Genomic DNA, 16,554 nt, shown 5'->3' on the forward strand with positions numbered 1-16,554 from the left:
GCTCAGCCGCCTTCGATCTCCGGCACGAACAGATAGCCCTCGCCCCGGATCGTCTTGATGCGGGATGAGGCATGCCAGTCCGCTTCCAGCTTGCGGCGCAGCCGGCTCACCCAGGCGTCGATGTTGCTGCGCTGGTCGGAATTGCTGATGCCGCGCAGCCGCAGCATCAGCGCCTGCCGGGACAGCACCCTGCCCGCTTCGCTCGCCAGCGCCCAGAGCACCTCGAATTCCATCGTGGTCAGGGCCACCTCGGCGCCGCGCTGCCAGGCCAGGCGTTGCTCGCAGTCGATGACCAGTTCGCCGAATGCCAGCCGATGCGGCGCCAGCGGCGACCGATTGCGCCGGCGCAACAGCGCGCGTATCCGCGCCAGCAGCACATGTGGCGACACGGGCCTCACCACATAGTCGTCGGCGCCCGCGTCCAGGGCCTGGACTTGCGCCTGGCCGTTGCGGATATCGGAGAGCATCAGGATCGGCACGGCCGAGAGGGCGCGCAGATCGCGGCAGACTTTCAGCCCATCCCGGCCGGGCGGCGACGCGTCCAGCACCACGATCTCGGCGCAATGCCGACGAAACGCCTGGACGGCCAGATCGCCGCGACTGACCTGCGCCGGGTCGAAATCGTGCTGCGCGAGAAACGCCGCCATCCGGTCGGACTGCGTCAGGTCGCCGGCGATGAGCAGGATCTTGGCCATGGGAAAGTCCGTCGTCAGTGCAGGGCGCCGGCCGCCGGCGGGTCGAGCTGCCGCTTGAGCGCGACGCTGGATCCGGCGTCATAACCGGGCCACGGCGCGAAGACCTCGCGATAGTGCCGTCCCAGCAGCACCGACGTGGGGCAGCGATACTCGGCGACGTCGTCATCCAGGCGCACCAGCAGCACATCGCCCACGCAGGCCCGCTGCTCGCCGGCCAGGGCGGGCGCGACCTTGCGCGTGGCGCTCGGGTCGCGGAAGAAGGTCGCATGGTCCACGACGGCCAGGCAGACATAGACGCCGGCGATCGCCCCCAGCCACAAGCGCCCCGTGCCCGGCGCGGCGCGGCGGCGCCCGCCCGCGGCAACGGCCGGGCGCCGACGCGAGGCCGCCAGGAGCAGGACGCTCAACGCGCCGGCAACGAAATACGCCAGGGGAGCCCGGTTTCCCGTATCCGGGAGCAGCCCGCCCCAGGCCGGCGGCCCGATCACCTCGGCGCCGAGCAGCAGCCCCGACAGGGCCGCCGCGCCCGCCAGCGCATGGCCGGCTCCCAGGCATATCGAGCGGCGGTCCAGACGCCCGCCCACGTGGCGCACGGCAGCCGCGATGTTCACGTAGATCAGCAGGTAGCTTGCGGTGAGGAACAGCATGTCAGCGCGACGCCGTGCCGGGCGCCGCCCTGGCGCCGCCAAAGAAGGTACGTCTCACGACCGGCTTGCGCCGGCCCGCGCCCGCGCCATTGGCCGGAGGCGCCGCGTCGTCGGCCGGGTCCGGCCGTGCGATCAGCGCATGCAGCACCCGCAGCGAACGCGCGTACCGCGGCCTGGCGGCCACGCCGCTGCGGTAAGGCGTCGCCACGCAGCTGGCGGCCGCTCCCAGCCACCAGGCGGCCAGCAGCCGGGCGCACTCGTGGCCGTCCAGGCCCAGGCGCAGTTCGCCCGCCGCCTCGGCCCGCCGCAGCAGCCCGCGCAGCAGGCGGAACTCGCGCAGTCCCAGGGCCAGCGTCTCGCGGCGTATGCCCGCGTAGTCATCCGCATAGTCATAGGCCCAGGCCAGGATGCCGAAGACGTTCCGGGCATGCGGGTCGCCCTGCAGCGCCTCCATCCAGCGCTGCGCGCAAGCCAGCAGCGCGGGGACGACGGGTCCCGGCGCCAGCGCGAGACGCCGCAGGTCCTGCAGCAGCGGCAGGCGCCCCCGGGCCAGGACCGCCCTCAGCAGTTCGGCCTTGCCACGGAAGTGATAGCTCGCCGCGCCGCGCGACCAGCCGGCCTGCGCCGCGATCGACTCCACCGAGGCGTGGGCGCCGCCCCGCAGGCGGAAGCCGCTTTCGGCGGCATCGAGCACCGCATCGCGCGTCGCGCCGGCTTCGCCCTGCTTGCGTCTGGCCATGTGCGGCTCCCTTGTCTCAACGCCGAGTTGCGGCCTGCGCCACCACGTCGTCGTTCCCGCCGCGCCAGCCGCCGCCCAGGGCGCGGAACAGCGAGGCCAGCGCGGCCTGGCGTTCCGTGCGGACCTCGATCAGCGCGATCTGGTTGGCGAAGTCGCTGCGCTGCGCGTCCAGGTAGCGCAGATAGTTGTCCACGCCGCCGCGATAGCGCGCCTCGGACAGGGCCAGCGCCGCCTGGCTGCTGGCGGCCTGCGCGCGCTGCGCGTCTTCCTGCCGGCGCAACGTGTCGGTGGCCGCCAGCGCGTCCATGACTTCGCGGAACGCGGTCTGGATGGACTGTTCGTACTCGGCCACCGCCATGTCCTTGCGCAGCTTGGCCAGGTCCAGATTCGCCAGGTTGCGGCCGGCGTCGAAGATCGGCAGCGTGACCTGCGGCGCGAAGGACCAGGCGCGCTGGCCGCCCTTGAACAGATCCGACAGGTCCGAACTGGCGCTGCCGAACATGCCGGTCAGCGAAATGCGCGGGAAGAAGGCGGCGCGCGCGGCGCCGATGTCGGCGTTGCGTGCCTTCAGGCGATGCTCGGCGGCCAGGATGTCCGGCCGGTTGGCCAGCATCTCGGACGGCGTGCCCGCCGCCAGCTGCTGCACCAGCATGGGCGTGGCGCCCTCGTGCGGCGCCAGATACGGGCTCATGTCGCTGACGCCGGCCAGCAGCGTCAGCGCGTTGGTGGACTGGCGGAACTCGCGCTCCATGCGCGCCAGGTCGGCGCGGGCCTGCTCGGTCAGTCCCCTGGCCTGTTCCAGGTCCAGCGCGCTGCCGATGCCTTCGGCGCGGCGCCGCTCGATCAGCTGCAGCGACTGCTCGCGCGAGGCCAGCGTCCGTTCGGTGTGCAGGCCGCGCTCCCTGGCGCTTTCACGCGCGAGGTAGGCATCGATCACTTCCGCGATCAGGCTGATGCGGGCGCTGCGCGCGCCGCTCTCGGTGGCCAGATACTCTTCCAGCGCGGCTTCCGACAGGCTGCGCACGCGCCCGAACAGGTCCAGCTCGAAAGCGGTAACGCCCAGGCCGGCGCGCCACTCGCTCTGCACGCCCGCCCTGCCGCTCGGGTTCAGATCGGCGGGATTGTGCTGGCGCGTGCCGCTGGCCTGCGCGCCGATGGTCGGCAGCCGGTCGGCGCGCTGCACGCGGTACATGGCGCGGGCCGCCTCGACGTTGAGCAGCGTCTTGCGCAGGTCCCGGTTGTTGGCCAGCGCCGTCTCGATCAGCCCGCGCAGCGACGGGTCGGTCACGAAGTCGCGCCATTCCAGCGTGGCGGCCGACGGGCCGGCATCGGACGCGGCGGCCGCCTGGCCGTCCACGCTCCATTGCTGCGCGATGGGCGCGGCCGGGCGTTCGTAGGTGGGCGCCATGGCGCAGCCCGACAGCGCGGCCAGGACCGCCGCCGCCGCGACCAGCGGCTTGAAACGCCGATAAAGATCTTGCAGGGAATTCATCGTTCACTTTCCTTGATTCGTCGTGGGGTGGCCCGCCGTGGCCGGCGCCTCGCGGCGCGCGGTCAGCGCATACCCGCCGGCGCACAGCGCCGCCAGGCCCAGCGCGCTAAGCACGGCGGCCATCGCGAAGCCGCCGGCGTCGCTGGCGTTCAACATGGAGAAGACGCTCATGAACTTCATGCCTTGCCCTCCGTGGCCGCGACCGCGTCCGCCTTGGACTTGCGGCCCTTGGCCAGCGACAGCGTCCAGACGAAGAACACCGGCACGAACAGCACGCCCAGGAAGGTGGCGCTGAGCATGCCGCCCAGCACGCCGGTGCCGATGGCGCGCTGGCTGGTGGCGCCGGCGCCAGTGGCGATGACCAGCGGCACCACGCCCAGGATGAAGGCGACCGAGGTCATCACGATGGGGCGGAAGCGCAGGCGCGCGGCCTCGATCGCGGCTTCCTTCAGCGAACGGCCCTGCTCGTGCAGATCCTTGGCGAACTCGATGATCAGGATCGCGTTCTTGGCGGCCAGGCCGATGATGGTGACCAGGCCCACCTTGAAGTACACGTCGTTGGGCATGCCGGCCACGATCACCGCCGCCACCGCGCCCAGCGCGCCCACCGGCACGATCAGCAGCACGGACGCGGGAATCTTCCAGCTTTCGTACAGCGCGACCAGCACCAGGAACACCACCAGCAGCGCCAGCGCCAGCAGCATGGGCGCCTGCGAGCCCGTGGCCTTTTCCTGGAACGACAGGCCGGTCCATTCGTAGCCGATGCCCGGGGGCAGTTCGCCGATCAGGCGCTCGACTTCCTTCATCGCCACGCCCGTGCTGCCACCGGCCGCCGCATCGCCGATCAGCTTGATGCTGGGGTAGCCGTTGTAGCGGATCAGCTGGATCGGCGCGTGCTTCCAGCCGATTTCACTGAAGGACTCCATCGGCACCAGTTCGCCGGCGCGGTTGCGCACGTTGAGCTTGGCCACCGATTCCGGCGTGGTGCGGCTTTCAGGCTGGGCCTGCACGATCACGCGCTGCATGCGGCCCTTGTTGGGGAACTCGTTGATCAGCGCCGAGCCGAAGGCGGTGGACAGCGCCGAGTTGATGGCGTCGAACGGCACGCCCAGGGCCTCGGCCTTGTTGCGGTCGATGCGCAGGTCCAGCGCCGGCGCGTCGGACAGGCCCTCGACCATCATGTACGAGAAGATCTGCGGGTTCTCGAACACCTTCTTGATCAGGGTTTCGGTGGCCGACAGCAGGGCCTCGCGGCCCAGGCCGGCGCGGTCCTGCAGGCGCAGCGCGAAGCCCGAGGAGTTGCCCATGCCTTCGACCGAGGGCGGCACCACCGAGAACAGCGTGCCATCGGGAACCAGCGCCAGGTTCTGGTTGGCCTGGTCGGCCTCGGCCATGGCCGATTCATTCTTGTCGCGCTTGGCCCAGTCCTTGAACATCACGAAGCCCAGGCCGGCGTTCTGGCCCTGGCCGGAGAAGCTGAAGCCCTGCACCGTCAGCACATCCGAAACGGCCGGGCGCGTGCCCAGGTACTGCTCCAGGTGCTGGGTCGTTTCCAGCGTGCGCGACAGCGTGGCGCCCGGCGGCAGCTGCACGTCGGTGTTCATGTAGCCCTGGTCCTCGGTCGGCAGGAAGGCCGACGGCAGGCTCGTGTAGACATAGCCCAGCCCGCCCACCAGCGCGGCGTACAGCAGCATCATGCGGCCGGTGCGTGCGAGCAGGCGCGCGTTGGTGGCCGAATAGCGGTCGGTCATGCGGGCGAACACGCGGTTGAACCAGCCGAAGAAGCCCTTCTTCTCGTGATGACCCTTTTCAATGGGCTTGAGCAGCAGGATGCTGAGCGCCGGCGTCAGGGTCAGCGCCAGGAAGCCCGAGAACAGGATGGACACGGCCAGCGACACCGAGAACTGGCGGTAGATCACGCCCACCGAGCCGGTCATGAAGGCCAGCGGCAGGAACACGGCGGCCAGCACCAGCGTGATGCCGACGATGGCGCCGCTGATCTGGCCCATGGCCTTGATGGTGGCGTCCTTCGGCGACAGGCCTTCCTCGGCCATGATGCGCTCGACGTTCTCGACCACCACGATGGCGTCGTCCACCAGGATGCCGATCGCCAGCACCATACCGAACATGGTCATCATGTTGACGGAGAAGCCCAACGGCAGCATCACCGCCAGCGTGCCCAACAGGCAGATCGGCACCACGATGGTGGGAATCAGCGTATAGCGCAGGTTCTGCAGGAACAGCAGCATCACCAGGAACACCAGGACGACGGCCTCGGCCAGCGTCATCAGCACCTTGGAGATGGCCACCTTCACGAAGATGGAGGTGTCGAACGGCACGCTGTACGACACGTCGCTGGGAAAATTCTTCGACAGCTCGGCCAGGCGCGTCTTGATGCCCTGGGCGGTTTCCAGCGCGTTGGCGCCGGGCGCCAGCTGCACGCCCATGGCGGCGGCCGGCTGGCCGTTCAAGCGGCTCGACATGCGGTAATCCTGGCGTCCCATCTCGACGCGGGCGACGTCGCCCAGGCGCACGGTGGAGCCGTCCGGATTGGCGCGCAGCACGATGGCCTCGAATTCCGGAATGCTGCTGAGCTGGCCCTCGACCATGATGCTCGCGGTGATTTCCTGCTCGGACGGGCTGGGCTGCTCGCCGGTGGAGCCGCCGGAAACCTGCATGTTCTGCGCGGCGATGGCCTTGTTGACCTCGTCGACCGACAGGCCGTAACCGACCAGCTTGGCCGGATCGATCCAGATGCGCAACGCGCGCTCGGCCGCGAACATCTGCACCCGGCCCACGCCCGGCACGCGCCGGATTTCATTGTTGATGTTGCGGGCCGCGTAGTCGGCCAGGCCGACCTGGTCCTTGCCCGCGTCCTTGTACGTCAGCGCGTAGATCAGCAGGAAGCTGGAGCTGGCCTGTTCCAGTTGCAGACCCTGCTGGACCACGGCCTGCGGCAGGCGCGATTCCACCCGCTTGATGCGGTTCTGCACATCCACCTGCGCCAGGTCGGGGTTGGTGCCCGGCTCGAAGGTGACGGTGGTTTCGGCGACGCCGGCGCTGTTGCTCTGCGACTCGTAGTAGAGCAGGCCCTTGGCGCCGTTCAGTTCTTCCTCGATGAGGCTGATGACGGTGTTGTTGATGACCTCGGCGGACGCGCCCGGATAGGTCGCCTTGATGATGACCTGGGGCGGCGCGACGCTGGGGTACTGCGCCACCGGCAGCGAGGAAATGGCGAGCAGGCCCGCCAGGGCGATGAAGATCGCGATCACCAACGCGAAGTTGGGCCGCTTGATGAAGAAATTCGGCATGATGGAATCCGTCTGGGCTCAGGGCTGCCGCGGCGCGGGATGCGGGGCGGCGCGCGGGGCGGTCGCGCTCATTGCGCGGCTTGCTGGGCGGGCGCCTGGGCGCCGGCCGCTTGCACGCGCAGCGGCGTGCCGGGCGGGATCTTGGCGGCGCCGTCGACGATGACCTGGTCGCCCGCGGCCAGTCCCTGCGTGATCTGCCATTCCGATCCCTGCATGGCGCCGGTCTGCACCGGACGCTCCTGCGCCTTGCCGTCGGCCGCGACCAGCACCTTGGCCTGTCCGTCGGCGCCGCGCATGACGGCGCGCTGCGGCACGAAGATGGCGTTGCTCTGCACGCCCTGCTCGGCGCTGACGCGCACGTACATGCCCGGCAGCAGCAGTCCGTCGGGATTGCTGAACTGGCCGCGCAGCATCACCTGGCCCGTGCCCGGATCCACCGAAACGTCGGAGAACAGCAGCTTGCCCTTGGCCGTGTAGCCGGTGCCGTCGACGCGCACGCTGACCGCCGGCTCGGCCTGCGCCCCGGCCGCCGCCTCGCGCAGCTTGAGCAGCGCGTTGACGGGCTGGCGGAAGTCGGCATAGACCGGATCGAGCTGCTGGATCAGCGCCATGGGCGTGGATTCGCCTTGGCCCACCAGACTGCCCTCGGTCACCAGGCCCCGGCCGATGCGGCCCGAGATCGGCGCGCGCACGCTGGCATAGCCCAGGTCGAGCTGGGCGGTCTTGACGTCGGCCTGCGCCGACACCTGGTTGGCCTTGGCGGTCTGCAGGGCGGCGACGGCATCGTCGTATTCCTGGCGGCTGACGGCCGCGATCTTCACCAGCGGCTGGTAGCGGTCGGCCAGCGCCTGGGCCTGGCGGACCTGGGCCTGGGCCCGCGCCAGCGCGCCCTGCGCCCGGGCCAGCGCGGCTTCGAACGGGGCCGGCTCGATCGTGAACAGCAGGTCGCCTTCCTTGACGGTCGCGCCTTCCTCGAAGTGGCGCTTCTGGACGATGCCCGCCACCCGGGCGCGCACCTCGGCCACGCGCACCGGCGAGATCCGGCCCGGCAGGTCGGCCAGGATGGCCTGGGATCGCGGCGCGACGACGAGCGGGGCCACGTCGATGGTCTGGTCTTGCGCCGCCTGGGGGTCCTGGCCGCCGCATCCGGCGAGCAAGGCGGTCAGGCTTAGGGCCGCTGCACTGGCTCTGAACTGGGTCATGTTGTCCTCTGGCATTCCGATGCCGCCCCGGGATTGAGGCGATTCAGGACCGTATGATATTGATCAGAACAAAATGAGTCAACTTAGATTCAAATTAATTTTTGTGAACTCATTTAATTCTTCGTAGTAGACTGGCAACCATCGATTTTTACAGTTAGCTGAATCCAGTCAGATTCATTAGGATCTGACCCTGTTTTTTATCCGGAGAAATCCATGTCCGACCCCCTAGACGACAAGCTGGCGCGCGCGCTGGCGCTGTCGATCGCGCAGCAACCCAGGGCCAGCCTGCAACAGCTGGCGCGCGCCGCCGGGATCAGCAAGGCCACGCTGTACCGCATCTCCCCCACCCGCGAAGGCGTCATCGAGCTGTTGATGACCCGGGCCATCCAGCACCTGCAGGACGCGCTGGCCCGCGCCGACCTGCACACGCCGCCCTATCCGGACGCGCTGCAACGGCTGACCGACGTGGTCGTGCAAGGCCGCGAGTACTACGTGTTCTGGAATCACGCCGAATGGGTGCGCATGATCGACGCCAGGACCGAAACGGCCGACCTGCCCCTGCCCTCGTTCTACGGACAGACGCTGGAAACCTTCTTCCTGAACGGCCAGAAGGCCGGCGCCTTCCGGATCGATGTGCCGGCCCTGTGGCTGGTGCGGGCCTACGATTACCTGCTGTACGCGGCGATGGACGCGGTGCAGCGCGGCGAGATCGCGCCGCTGGGCATGGGCGCCATGGTGCAGAAACTGTTCCTGGAAGGGGCCACGGACGTCCGCGGCTGACGCGCATGGTGGAGCGTTCATGACGGTCCGGTTGCAGACCGGGCCGCGCTCCACATTCCTTCCACAATTCCTCGACAGTCGAGCAACCTTGGGCGCGCACACTCGCTCCGCGACTTTTACGGAGATCCGCGTCCATGTCCATCGATACCGCCAGCCTGCTGGCAGATGAAGCCCGCTATTGTTCGTTCGGCGATACGGTGCATTACGTCAATCCGCCCAAGATTTTCACGGGCTGCGAAGGCAGCTACATGTACGACGACGCCGGCACCGCGTATCTGGACCTGCAGATGTGGTACTCGGCCGTGAACTTCGGCTACAAGAACAAGCGCCTCGAACAGAAGATGATCGAGCAGCTGCAGTCCTTGCCGCAGGTCGCCAGCCAGTACCTGCACCCGACCAAGATCGAGCTGGCCAAGTTCATCGCGCAAGATGCGGAAAAGAAGTGGGGCCACACGGGCCGCGTGCACTTCAACGTGGGCGGCGCCCAGGCCATCGAGGATTCGCTCAAGGTCGTGCGCAACGCCAGCGGCGGCAAGAGCCTGATGTTCGCCTTCGAGGGCGGCTACCACGGCCGCACGCTGGGCGCCTCCAGCATCACCTCCAGCTACCGCTATCGCCGCCGCTACGGCCACTTCGGCGACCGCGCGCAGTTCATCCCCTTCCCCTACCCGTTCCGCCGCCCCAAGGGCATGACGGCCGAGGAATACTCGGATTCCATCGTCAAGGAATTCGCGCGCAAGTTCGAGAACGAGTACCACGCCATCTGGGACCCCAAGACCAACCAGTGCGAGTACGCGGCCTTCTACGTCGAGCCCATCCAGGGCACGGGCGGCTACGTCGTGCCGCCGCCGAATTTCTTCAAGGGCCTGAAGAAGGTGCTGGACGATCACGGCGTGCTGCTGGTGGTCGATGAGATCCAGATGGGCTTCTGGCGCACCGGCACGCTGTGGTCGGTCGAGAACTTCGGCGTCAAGCCGGACGTGCTGGTCTTCGCCAAGGCGCTGACCAACGGCCTGAACGCGCTGTCGGGCCTGTGGGCGCGCGAAGAACTGATCAACCCGACCCTGTTCCCGCCGGGCTCCACGCACTCCACCTTCGCCTCCAACCCGCTGGGCACCGCCCTGGGCCTGGAAGTGATGAAGATGACGCACGAGATGGACTTCGGCCGCCAGGTGCGCGAGTCGGGCGCCTACTTCCTGGAAGGCCTGCGCGACCTGCAGAAGCGTCACCGCGAAATCGGCGACGTCGACGGCCTGGGCCTGGCGCTGCGCGCCGAGATCTGCACCGAGGACGGCTTCACGCCCAACAAGGCGCTGCTGGACAAGATGGTCGACATCGGCCTGGCCGGCGACCTGGACTTCCAGGGCGGCAAGCGCGGCCTGGTGCTGGACGTGGGCGGCTACTACAAGAACGTGATCACGTTCGCGCCGTCGCTCATGATCAGCCGTTCGGAAATCGACGAGGCCATGGCCCTGCTCGACCAACTGATCTCGCGGGCCAAGCGGGCCTGATGCCGGGGCAGTCACTGCGCAACGCACTCGAGCCGGCTGCCCTGCTCGAGTGCTTCCTGGCGCATCCCCCGGAAGGCTTCAAGATCATCGAAAGCCTGCCGCTGCCGGCCTTCGCCGCGCCGTTCGATCTGCTGACGACGGCCGACGACGACTTCAAGACGCGTATCCGCGGCCTGCCGGGCCACGGCTGGTGGTCGCGCTGGCTCACGCTGCGCGCCGCCTTCATCGGCACCACGGTCAGCGAGTACGCCTTGCTGCCGGCCGCCGCCGATCCCGATGCGCTGGCGCGGACGCTGCGCCAGGGGCCGGGCAGGCAATACGCCCTGACCATCTTCAAGGATCTGCCGCTGCGCTCGCCGCTGCTGTCCGAGGCCGACAATGCGCTGGCCGACCAGGTCGTCCAGGCCTGCACGGAGCAGGGCTTCGTGGTGCTGGACGGCCAGGCGCTGGCCTACGTGCCCATCGACTTCGCCGACGGCGACGCGTATCTGGACCGCCTGCCCAAGGACGCGCGCCGCTACCTGAAGCGCAAGCTGCGCAGCCGCGAGCAGATCGCGGTGCGGCGCGTGCCCACGGGCGAGGCCTACGCCGACGATGCCCGCGTGGACGCGTACTATGCGCTGTACGAGCAGGTCTACGCCCAGAGCGAAATCCATTTCGACCGCCTGACGCGGCCCTACTTCGCGGCGCTGCTGCGCGACGGCGGCAGCGGCGGCATCGTGTTCGAATACCGGCATGCCGAGACCGGCCAGATGCTGGGCTGGAACCTCTGCTTCGACGACGGCGAACGGCTGACCGACAAGTACATCGGTCTCTCGTATCCGGCCTCACGCGAGATGAACCTGTATTTCGTGAGCTGGATGGTCAACCTGGAATACGCGCTGGAACGCGGGCTGCGGCACTACATCGCCGGCTGGACCGATCCCGGCGTCAAGGCGCTGCTGGGCGCCCGCTTCACCGCCACGCGCCACGTGGTCTATGTGCGCAATCCGCTGCTGCGGGCCGTGGCCCGGCGTTTTTCCAGCCGCTTCACCACGGACAGCCAATGGATCACCAAGTAGAACAATCCGCCCTGCGCCACCCGCCCGTCGTGCTGGACACCGACAGTTCCGTCGGCGCCCTGCCCGGCGAGATCCGGCTGGCGCTGAACGACGACTGGCGCGAGGCGATCCGCTTCGGCTGCCGCCAGGGCGTGCTGCGATCCTGCATGCGCAACCTGACCAGCCGCATGCCGGCCCCCGCCGACCACGGCACCGTCTTCATGGGCAGCGGCGACTTCCATCACCTGAGCTGGCCGCTGATCGAGCGCTGCGCGGCGGGGCGCGCCCCCGCCAGCCTGCGCGTGGTGGTGCTGGACAACCATCCCGACAACATGCGCTTTCCCTGGGGCGTGCATTGCGGCTCCTGGGTGCGCCGCGTCGCGCGGCTGCCGCAGGTGGCGCACGTGCACGTCATCGGCATCACTTCCGGCGACCTGGGCGCCGCGCATGCCTGGGAACACAACCTGGGTTCCGTCTGGAGCGGCAAGGTCACGTACTGGAGCACCGGCGTCGATACGCGCTGGTCGCGCTGGCTGGGCCTGGGGCCGCGCTTTCGCAGCTTCCCCGACCGCGCGACGCTGGTGGAGGCGGCCCGCCAGGAGCTGGCGGCCAGGCCGATGGATACCTATTTCAGCATCGACAAGGATGCGTTCTCGGCCGACGAGGTGCGCACCAACTGGGACCAGGGCGTGCTGCTGCGCGCCGACCTGAAGACGCTGGCGCAGGCCTTGCATGGCCAGATCGTCGGCAGCGATGTCACCGGCGATGTCTCGGTCTGGCACTACCGGACCGCGTGGAAGCGCTGGCTCAGCGCCGCCGACGGCCAGGACACCGCGCACCAGGACAGGGAACTGCCGCAATGGCAGGCGCGCCAGAACGCGTTCAACTGGCAGATCGTCGAATTGCTGGACGCGGCGCGCGCGCGCTGAAACCGTCTTGTGTCCGCGCCCGCCATGGGGCGGCGCGGCGCCCGCGGGCCGGACCGCCCGGCCAGGCAAGCGGCGGCGGGCCATGCCCGCCGCGCGCGACCGTCAGGCGCCGTGTTGCGCCGGCTGCCCCGCATGCTCGATCTTCGGCACCGTCGAGGACTCGCTGACCGCCAGGCAGCAGATGCCGCCCAGGATGAGCACCGTGCCGAGGATCTGCGGCCAGCCGATGGGCTCGCCGAACCATACCGCCGAAATCACCAGCACCGCGACGATCTCCAGATACGAGGCGGCGAAGGCCGGCCCGATGGGCGCGTGCTTGAGCAGCACCATCCACGTGAAGAATGCACCCAGGTAGCCGATGAAGGCGCCGTAGATCCAGGGCTGGCCGAACACGCGCAGCAGCCACGCCGGCGAGAATTCCAGCGGCAGCGCATGCTCGCCCGCCACCTTGAAGCTGATCTGCGCCAAGGTGTCGAACGCCATCAGCGCCAGGAAACCGATCAGATAGAAACGCCGCATTGCCTTACCCCTTCAATCCCACGATGCCCACGCCCAGCGACACCAGCAGGATGCCCAGCACCCGCAAGGGCGTGAGCCGCTCGCGGAAGAACACCCGGCCCAGCAGCATGACGACCACGATGCTGATCGATCCCAGCAGCACGCCGTCCGACAGCGGCACCAGGGAGATGAACGCCAGCCACAGGACGAATTCCAGCACGTAGCAGCCTATGCCCAGCCACAGCCAGGGCCGGCGCGCCATCCGGCGCCAGCGGCCCGCGCCCTCGCCCAGCTTCGGATCGACCGCGGCGGCCTTGAAGATCAGCTGGCCCACGCTGTCGAACAGCAGGTTCAGGATCCACAGCGTCACCACCAGCGGTGTCATTGCCTCATTCCACATCGGCGCCGCCCCCTGGCTTCGCGCCCTCGACCAGCTCGGTCACGAAGGCCGCCGCGCGAGCGATGACCACCCGACGCTCGCGGTCGATGGTGATCATGTGATAACTGTCGTCCAGCAGTTGCAGCGTGACGGGCGCGTTGACGGCCCGCCGCTGGATCTCGTAGGCGTTCGACACCGAGGCGATGTCGTCGTTGCGCGCGTGCATGACCAGGCAGGGCGCGCGCAGCGCCGGCATGTTGCGCAGCACCGAGCGCGCCAGCTTGTGCATTTCCACCACCGACCACCAGGGGTTGCCCGGCAGGCCCGAGGCGGCGCTGTCGCCGGCGTGCATCTGCGAAACCACGCGGGCGCGCAGCGCCTCGTCCTTGATGCCGTAGGGCGGCTGTTCCATGAACACGCTGCGCCGGCCGATGCCCAGCGCGCGCATGACGGGCAGCAGGCAGGCCAGCTTGGTATAGCGCGGCATGCTCCAGCCGTCGTGGCGGAACGCCGGCGACAGCGCCAGCACGCCGGCGATGTGCTCGGGACGCTCCTGCGCCAGGGCCAGCGCCAGCACGGCGCCCATCGACAGGCCGCCGACCACCACGCGGTCGACGCGGCGCGACAGCAGGTCCGCGCCGCGCCGCACGCTGGCCAGCCAGTCCAGCCAGCTGGTGCCGACCAGATCGTCCAGCGTGCCACAGTGACCGGCCAGCTTGACGGCGTACACGGTGTAGCCCTGCAGGTGCAGGCCACGCGCCAGCACCCGCATCTCGTTGGGCGTGCCGGTCAGGCCGTGGATCAGCAGGATGCCGGTGCGCGCGCGCTCGCCCTGCCCTTCGAGCAGGTACTCATCGGCCAGCATTTCCAGCGGCTCGGCGCGTTCGCGCGCTTCGCCCCGGAGGTATCCCGCGCCGGGCGGCGCCAGGACGGTGGCGGCCTTGTTCATGCCGTGGACTCCTCGTTCTGGCCGGACAGGATCAGGGGCAGGCGCGACAGCGCCTCGTCGAAGTCGACGAAGGCGGAATGCACGATGCCGTTGGCGCGGCAGTGATCCAGCAGCTTGGCCTTGGCCAGCACGTGCTCGGCCTTGCCCGAAACGCAGAAGTCCGAGCTGCCGTCGCCCACGTACAGCACGCGCTTGCCCGCGGCTTGCTGCCCGGCGAGCTGGCCGCACTTGCAGTTGGCGCTGGCGCAGTCCGGCCGCGACCAAGGCGTTTCCAGCTTCCAGCGGCGCGGCCCGGCCGGCAGCAGCCGGTTGGCCACGATGGGCAGATCGCCCATGCCCTCGCGCGCCAGGATGACCTGGATGGCGTAGTCCAGCCCGTCGCTGACCACCTGCACGCCGATGCCGAGCTGGCGGGCATGGTCGACGAAGCGGACAAAGCCCGGATCGACATGGACCTGCTCCAGCGCCTCGCGCAGCTCGGCCACGCTCATGTCCAGCAGCGCCACCTGGCCGCTCATGCACTCGCGCGAACCGATCTCGCCGCGCTCCCAGGCCTCTTCCAGGTCTTCCCAGCCCGGCATGCCGTGACGCTGCAGCAGCGTGTCGGTCACGTCCTGCAGGCTGATGGTGCCGTCGAAATCGCACTGGATCGTCCATTCTGGAACGGTCGCCTTGCCACCGTTCCAACGCACTTGCAGCTCGAAGTTGTCATTCATGGAAAGTCACTCTCACGTTTTGGCCGACGATCGCCTCTGCCGGGCCGTCGAATTCCAGGATGCACTCGACCACGCGCACAGGACCGCGCTGGGCGTCGTCCTGCAGGCGGCCGTTGCCGTAGATGGGGCTGATGCGCACCAGCTTGGCCGAAGGCAGAGCGGGCGCGGCCGCCGCCGAGTCCATGTCGGACGCCACCGTGGCGCGCATGCCCACGCGCACCGAGGCGACGTAGGCGGAATTGAGTTCGGCGCGCACGATCAGCGGGCGCGCGGGCAACAGCGTCAGGGCCGGGGCGCCCGCTTCCAGGCGTCCGCCCTGCCGGGCCGTCACGCCCACGATCACGCCGTCCTCCGGCGCGCGCAGCTCGAGCTGCTGCAATGCGACCTTGGCCTGTTCCAGGCGCTGCTGCGCGACCGCCGCCTCGGCCGTGGCCACCGCCACGTCGGACTGGGCGTCGCGCAGACGCTGCTGCGCGTCATCGGCCAGCTGGGGCTGCGCGGCCCCGGCGCGCACCGCCTGCGCATAACGCGCGGCGGCCTGCTTCAGCTCGGGCAGGCGGCCCTCGGCGGCCTGCTGCCGCGCGCGGGCCAGCTTCAGCTCGGAAGTGGCGACCGCGACGGCGGCCGAGGACACCTGGCTGGCCTGCGCCAGCAGCAGCTGGCCACGCTGCACGCGGTCGCCCTCGCGCACCGTCAGGCTGGCCACCGTGCCGGCCAGCGCCGGCGCCAGCGCCACCAGCCCGCCGTCGACTTCGATCTTGCCCCGGGCGACCGCAGCCGCGCGCTGGCCGTCCCGCGCCGGCTGCCGTTCCACCGTCTCCTTGGGATCGCTGCGCTCGGAACACGCGCTCAGCGTCAGGACCGCCACGATGAGGAGCGCGCGCCAACGCGCGCCCGACGAATGCTTCATGCTTTTGCTCCTAGTGAATCTGTGGCGATGCGCCGGTCGCTGCGTATGGCCCCGTCCTCCATGCCGACGACGCGGTCGGCATGCCGGACCAGGCGTGGATCATGGCTCACGCACAGGACCGTGGCCCCGTGGTTGCGGGCGAAGCGATGCAGGATGTCCACGACCCGTTGGCCGTTCTCCGCGTCCAGCGCGCTGGTGGGTTCGTCGGCGAACAGCAGCTCGGGCTCCTTGGCGATGGCGCGGGCGATCGCGACCCGCTGTTTCTCGCCGCCGGACAGCTGCGCCGGGCGCATGTGCGCCCGATGCGACAGGCCGACCTCGTCCAGCGCACGGCTCGCCAGCCGGGCGCTTTCCTGGTCGCGCATGCCCAGGTAGCCCAGCGGCAGCTGGACCTGTTCCAGCGCCGTGAGCGCCGGAAACAGGTTGAAGCCCTGGAACACGAAGCCCGTATGGTGCAGCCGGAAGCGCTCGAGGTCGCGGCGGCTCATGGCGCCCAGGTCCTGCCCCAGCGCATGGGCCTTGCCGTCATCCGGATGCTGCAGGCCGGACAGCAGCGACAGCAGCGTGCTCTTGCCACAGCCGGACGGACCGGAAATCAGCGTCAGCTCGCCCGGATACACGGCCAGCGACAGGCCTTGCAGCACCTGCACCTTCACCACGCCGGACAGGAAGGCCTTGCCCAGCCTGAAGGCTTCCAGGCTCGGCTCGACCGTGGCCTGGACTTCCGGGGACATCGAAAAATCACGTTTCATGACC

17 protein-coding genes are annotated in these 16,554 nt (G+C 69.2%); 4 read left to right on the top strand and 13 right to left on the bottom strand.

The window, feature by feature from the left end; translation table 11 throughout:
• Window positions 1-2 precede the first annotated feature (2 nt).
• The 7 genes from C2U31_RS27190 to C2U31_RS27215 form a co-directional block, all read right to left on the bottom strand.
• On the bottom strand, window positions 3-695 hold the full coding sequence (locus tag C2U31_RS27190; RefSeq protein ID WP_103275642.1) for a response regulator transcription factor: 693 nt from the start codon (window positions 693-695) through the stop codon (window positions 3-5).
• Between the two features lie 14 nt (window positions 696-709).
• On the bottom strand, window positions 710-1,342 hold the full coding sequence (locus C2U31_RS27195) for a hypothetical protein (protein WP_103275643.1): 633 nt from the start codon (window positions 1,340-1,342) through the stop codon (window positions 710-712).
• A gap of 1 nt (window position 1,343) precedes the next feature.
• A complete protein-coding gene (locus C2U31_RS27200) occupies window positions 1,344-2,081 on the bottom strand; it encodes a TetR family transcriptional regulator (RefSeq protein ID WP_103275644.1) in 738 nt (245 codons plus the stop codon).
• Window positions 2,082-2,097: 16 nt separating this feature from the next.
• The gene (locus tag C2U31_RS27205) at window positions 2,098-3,573 is read right to left on the bottom strand and encodes an efflux transporter outer membrane subunit (protein ID WP_103275645.1); all 1,476 of its coding nucleotides are present in this window, start codon (window positions 3,571-3,573) and stop codon (window positions 2,098-2,100) included.
• A gap of 3 nt (window positions 3,574-3,576) precedes the next feature.
• Window positions 3,577-3,753: a hypothetical protein gene (locus C2U31_RS30715; protein WP_158658486.1), complete on the bottom strand. Its 177-nt coding sequence runs from the start codon at window positions 3,751-3,753 to the stop codon at window positions 3,577-3,579.
• Window positions 3,750-6,884, bottom strand: coding sequence for a multidrug efflux RND transporter permease subunit (locus C2U31_RS27210; protein ID WP_103275646.1), 3,135 nt, complete (start codon window positions 6,882-6,884; stop codon window positions 3,750-3,752). Before C2U31_RS27210 ends, C2U31_RS30715 begins: the two co-directional genes overlap by 4 nt.
• A 68-nt stretch (window positions 6,885-6,952) precedes the next feature.
• Window positions 6,953-8,086 (bottom strand): efflux RND transporter periplasmic adaptor subunit, encoded by a 1,134-nt coding sequence (locus C2U31_RS27215; protein WP_103276605.1) that lies wholly within the window; start codon window positions 8,084-8,086, stop codon window positions 6,953-6,955.
• 213 nt (window positions 8,087-8,299) lie between these two features.
• On the opposite strand from C2U31_RS27215, the gene C2U31_RS27220 reads away from it, so the two are divergent.
• The 4 genes from C2U31_RS27220 to C2U31_RS27235 all read left to right on the top strand — a co-directional run bounded on the left by C2U31_RS27220 (window position 8,300) and on the right by C2U31_RS27235 (window position 12,346).
• Window positions 8,300-8,866, top strand: coding sequence for a TetR/AcrR family transcriptional regulator (locus C2U31_RS27220; protein ID WP_103275647.1), 567 nt, complete (start codon window positions 8,300-8,302; stop codon window positions 8,864-8,866).
• Window positions 8,867-9,000: 134 nt separating this feature from the next.
• The gene (locus tag C2U31_RS27225) at window positions 9,001-10,377 is read left to right on the top strand and encodes an aspartate aminotransferase family protein (RefSeq protein ID WP_103275648.1); all 1,377 of its coding nucleotides are present in this window, start codon (window positions 9,001-9,003) and stop codon (window positions 10,375-10,377) included.
• The gene (locus C2U31_RS27230) at window positions 10,377-11,438 is read left to right on the top strand and encodes a peptidogalycan biosysnthesis protein (protein WP_103275649.1); all 1,062 of its coding nucleotides are present in this window, start codon (window positions 10,377-10,379) and stop codon (window positions 11,436-11,438) included. The genes C2U31_RS27225 and C2U31_RS27230 overlap by 1 nt, the downstream gene beginning before the upstream one ends.
• Complete coding sequence (locus C2U31_RS27235) at window positions 11,423-12,346, top strand: hypothetical protein (RefSeq protein ID WP_103275650.1); 924 nt, start codon at window positions 11,423-11,425, stop codon at window positions 12,344-12,346. Before C2U31_RS27230 ends, C2U31_RS27235 begins: the two co-directional genes overlap by 16 nt.
• Before the next feature lie 102 nt (window positions 12,347-12,448).
• On the opposite strand, the gene C2U31_RS27240 is transcribed toward C2U31_RS27235, so the two are convergent.
• Genes C2U31_RS27240 through C2U31_RS27265 form a run of 6 tightly spaced genes read right to left on the bottom strand, consistent with a single transcriptional unit; the run spans window position 12,449 to window position 16,550 of the window.
• Window positions 12,449-12,865, bottom strand: coding sequence for a multidrug efflux SMR transporter (locus tag C2U31_RS27240; RefSeq protein ID WP_103275651.1), 417 nt, complete (start codon window positions 12,863-12,865; stop codon window positions 12,449-12,451).
• 4 nt (window positions 12,866-12,869) lie between these two features.
• The gene (locus C2U31_RS27245) at window positions 12,870-13,229 is read right to left on the bottom strand and encodes an EamA family transporter (RefSeq protein WP_103275652.1); all 360 of its coding nucleotides are present in this window, start codon (window positions 13,227-13,229) and stop codon (window positions 12,870-12,872) included.
• Window positions 13,230-13,233: 4 nt separating this feature from the next.
• A complete protein-coding gene (locus tag C2U31_RS27250; protein WP_369869710.1) occupies window positions 13,234-14,172 on the bottom strand; it encodes an alpha/beta hydrolase in 939 nt (312 codons plus the stop codon).
• Window positions 14,169-14,888: an MtnX-like HAD-IB family phosphatase gene (locus C2U31_RS27255; protein ID WP_103275653.1), complete on the bottom strand. Its 720-nt coding sequence runs from the start codon at window positions 14,886-14,888 to the stop codon at window positions 14,169-14,171. The genes C2U31_RS27250 and C2U31_RS27255 overlap by 4 nt, the downstream gene beginning before the upstream one ends.
• On the bottom strand, window positions 14,881-15,798 hold the full coding sequence (locus C2U31_RS27260; RefSeq protein WP_103275654.1) for an HlyD family secretion protein: 918 nt from the start codon (window positions 15,796-15,798) through the stop codon (window positions 14,881-14,883). Before C2U31_RS27260 ends, C2U31_RS27255 begins: the two co-directional genes overlap by 8 nt.
• Window positions 15,795-16,550, bottom strand: coding sequence for an ABC transporter ATP-binding protein (locus tag C2U31_RS27265; RefSeq protein ID WP_103275655.1), 756 nt, complete (start codon window positions 16,548-16,550; stop codon window positions 15,795-15,797). The genes C2U31_RS27260 and C2U31_RS27265 overlap by 4 nt, the downstream gene beginning before the upstream one ends.
• Window positions 16,551-16,554: the final 4 nt, after the last annotated feature.

It is taken from the genome of Achromobacter sp. AONIH1 (genome assembly GCF_002902905.1).
In the GTDB taxonomy this organism is placed as follows: Bacteria; Pseudomonadota; Gammaproteobacteria; order Burkholderiales; family Burkholderiaceae_B; genus Achromobacter.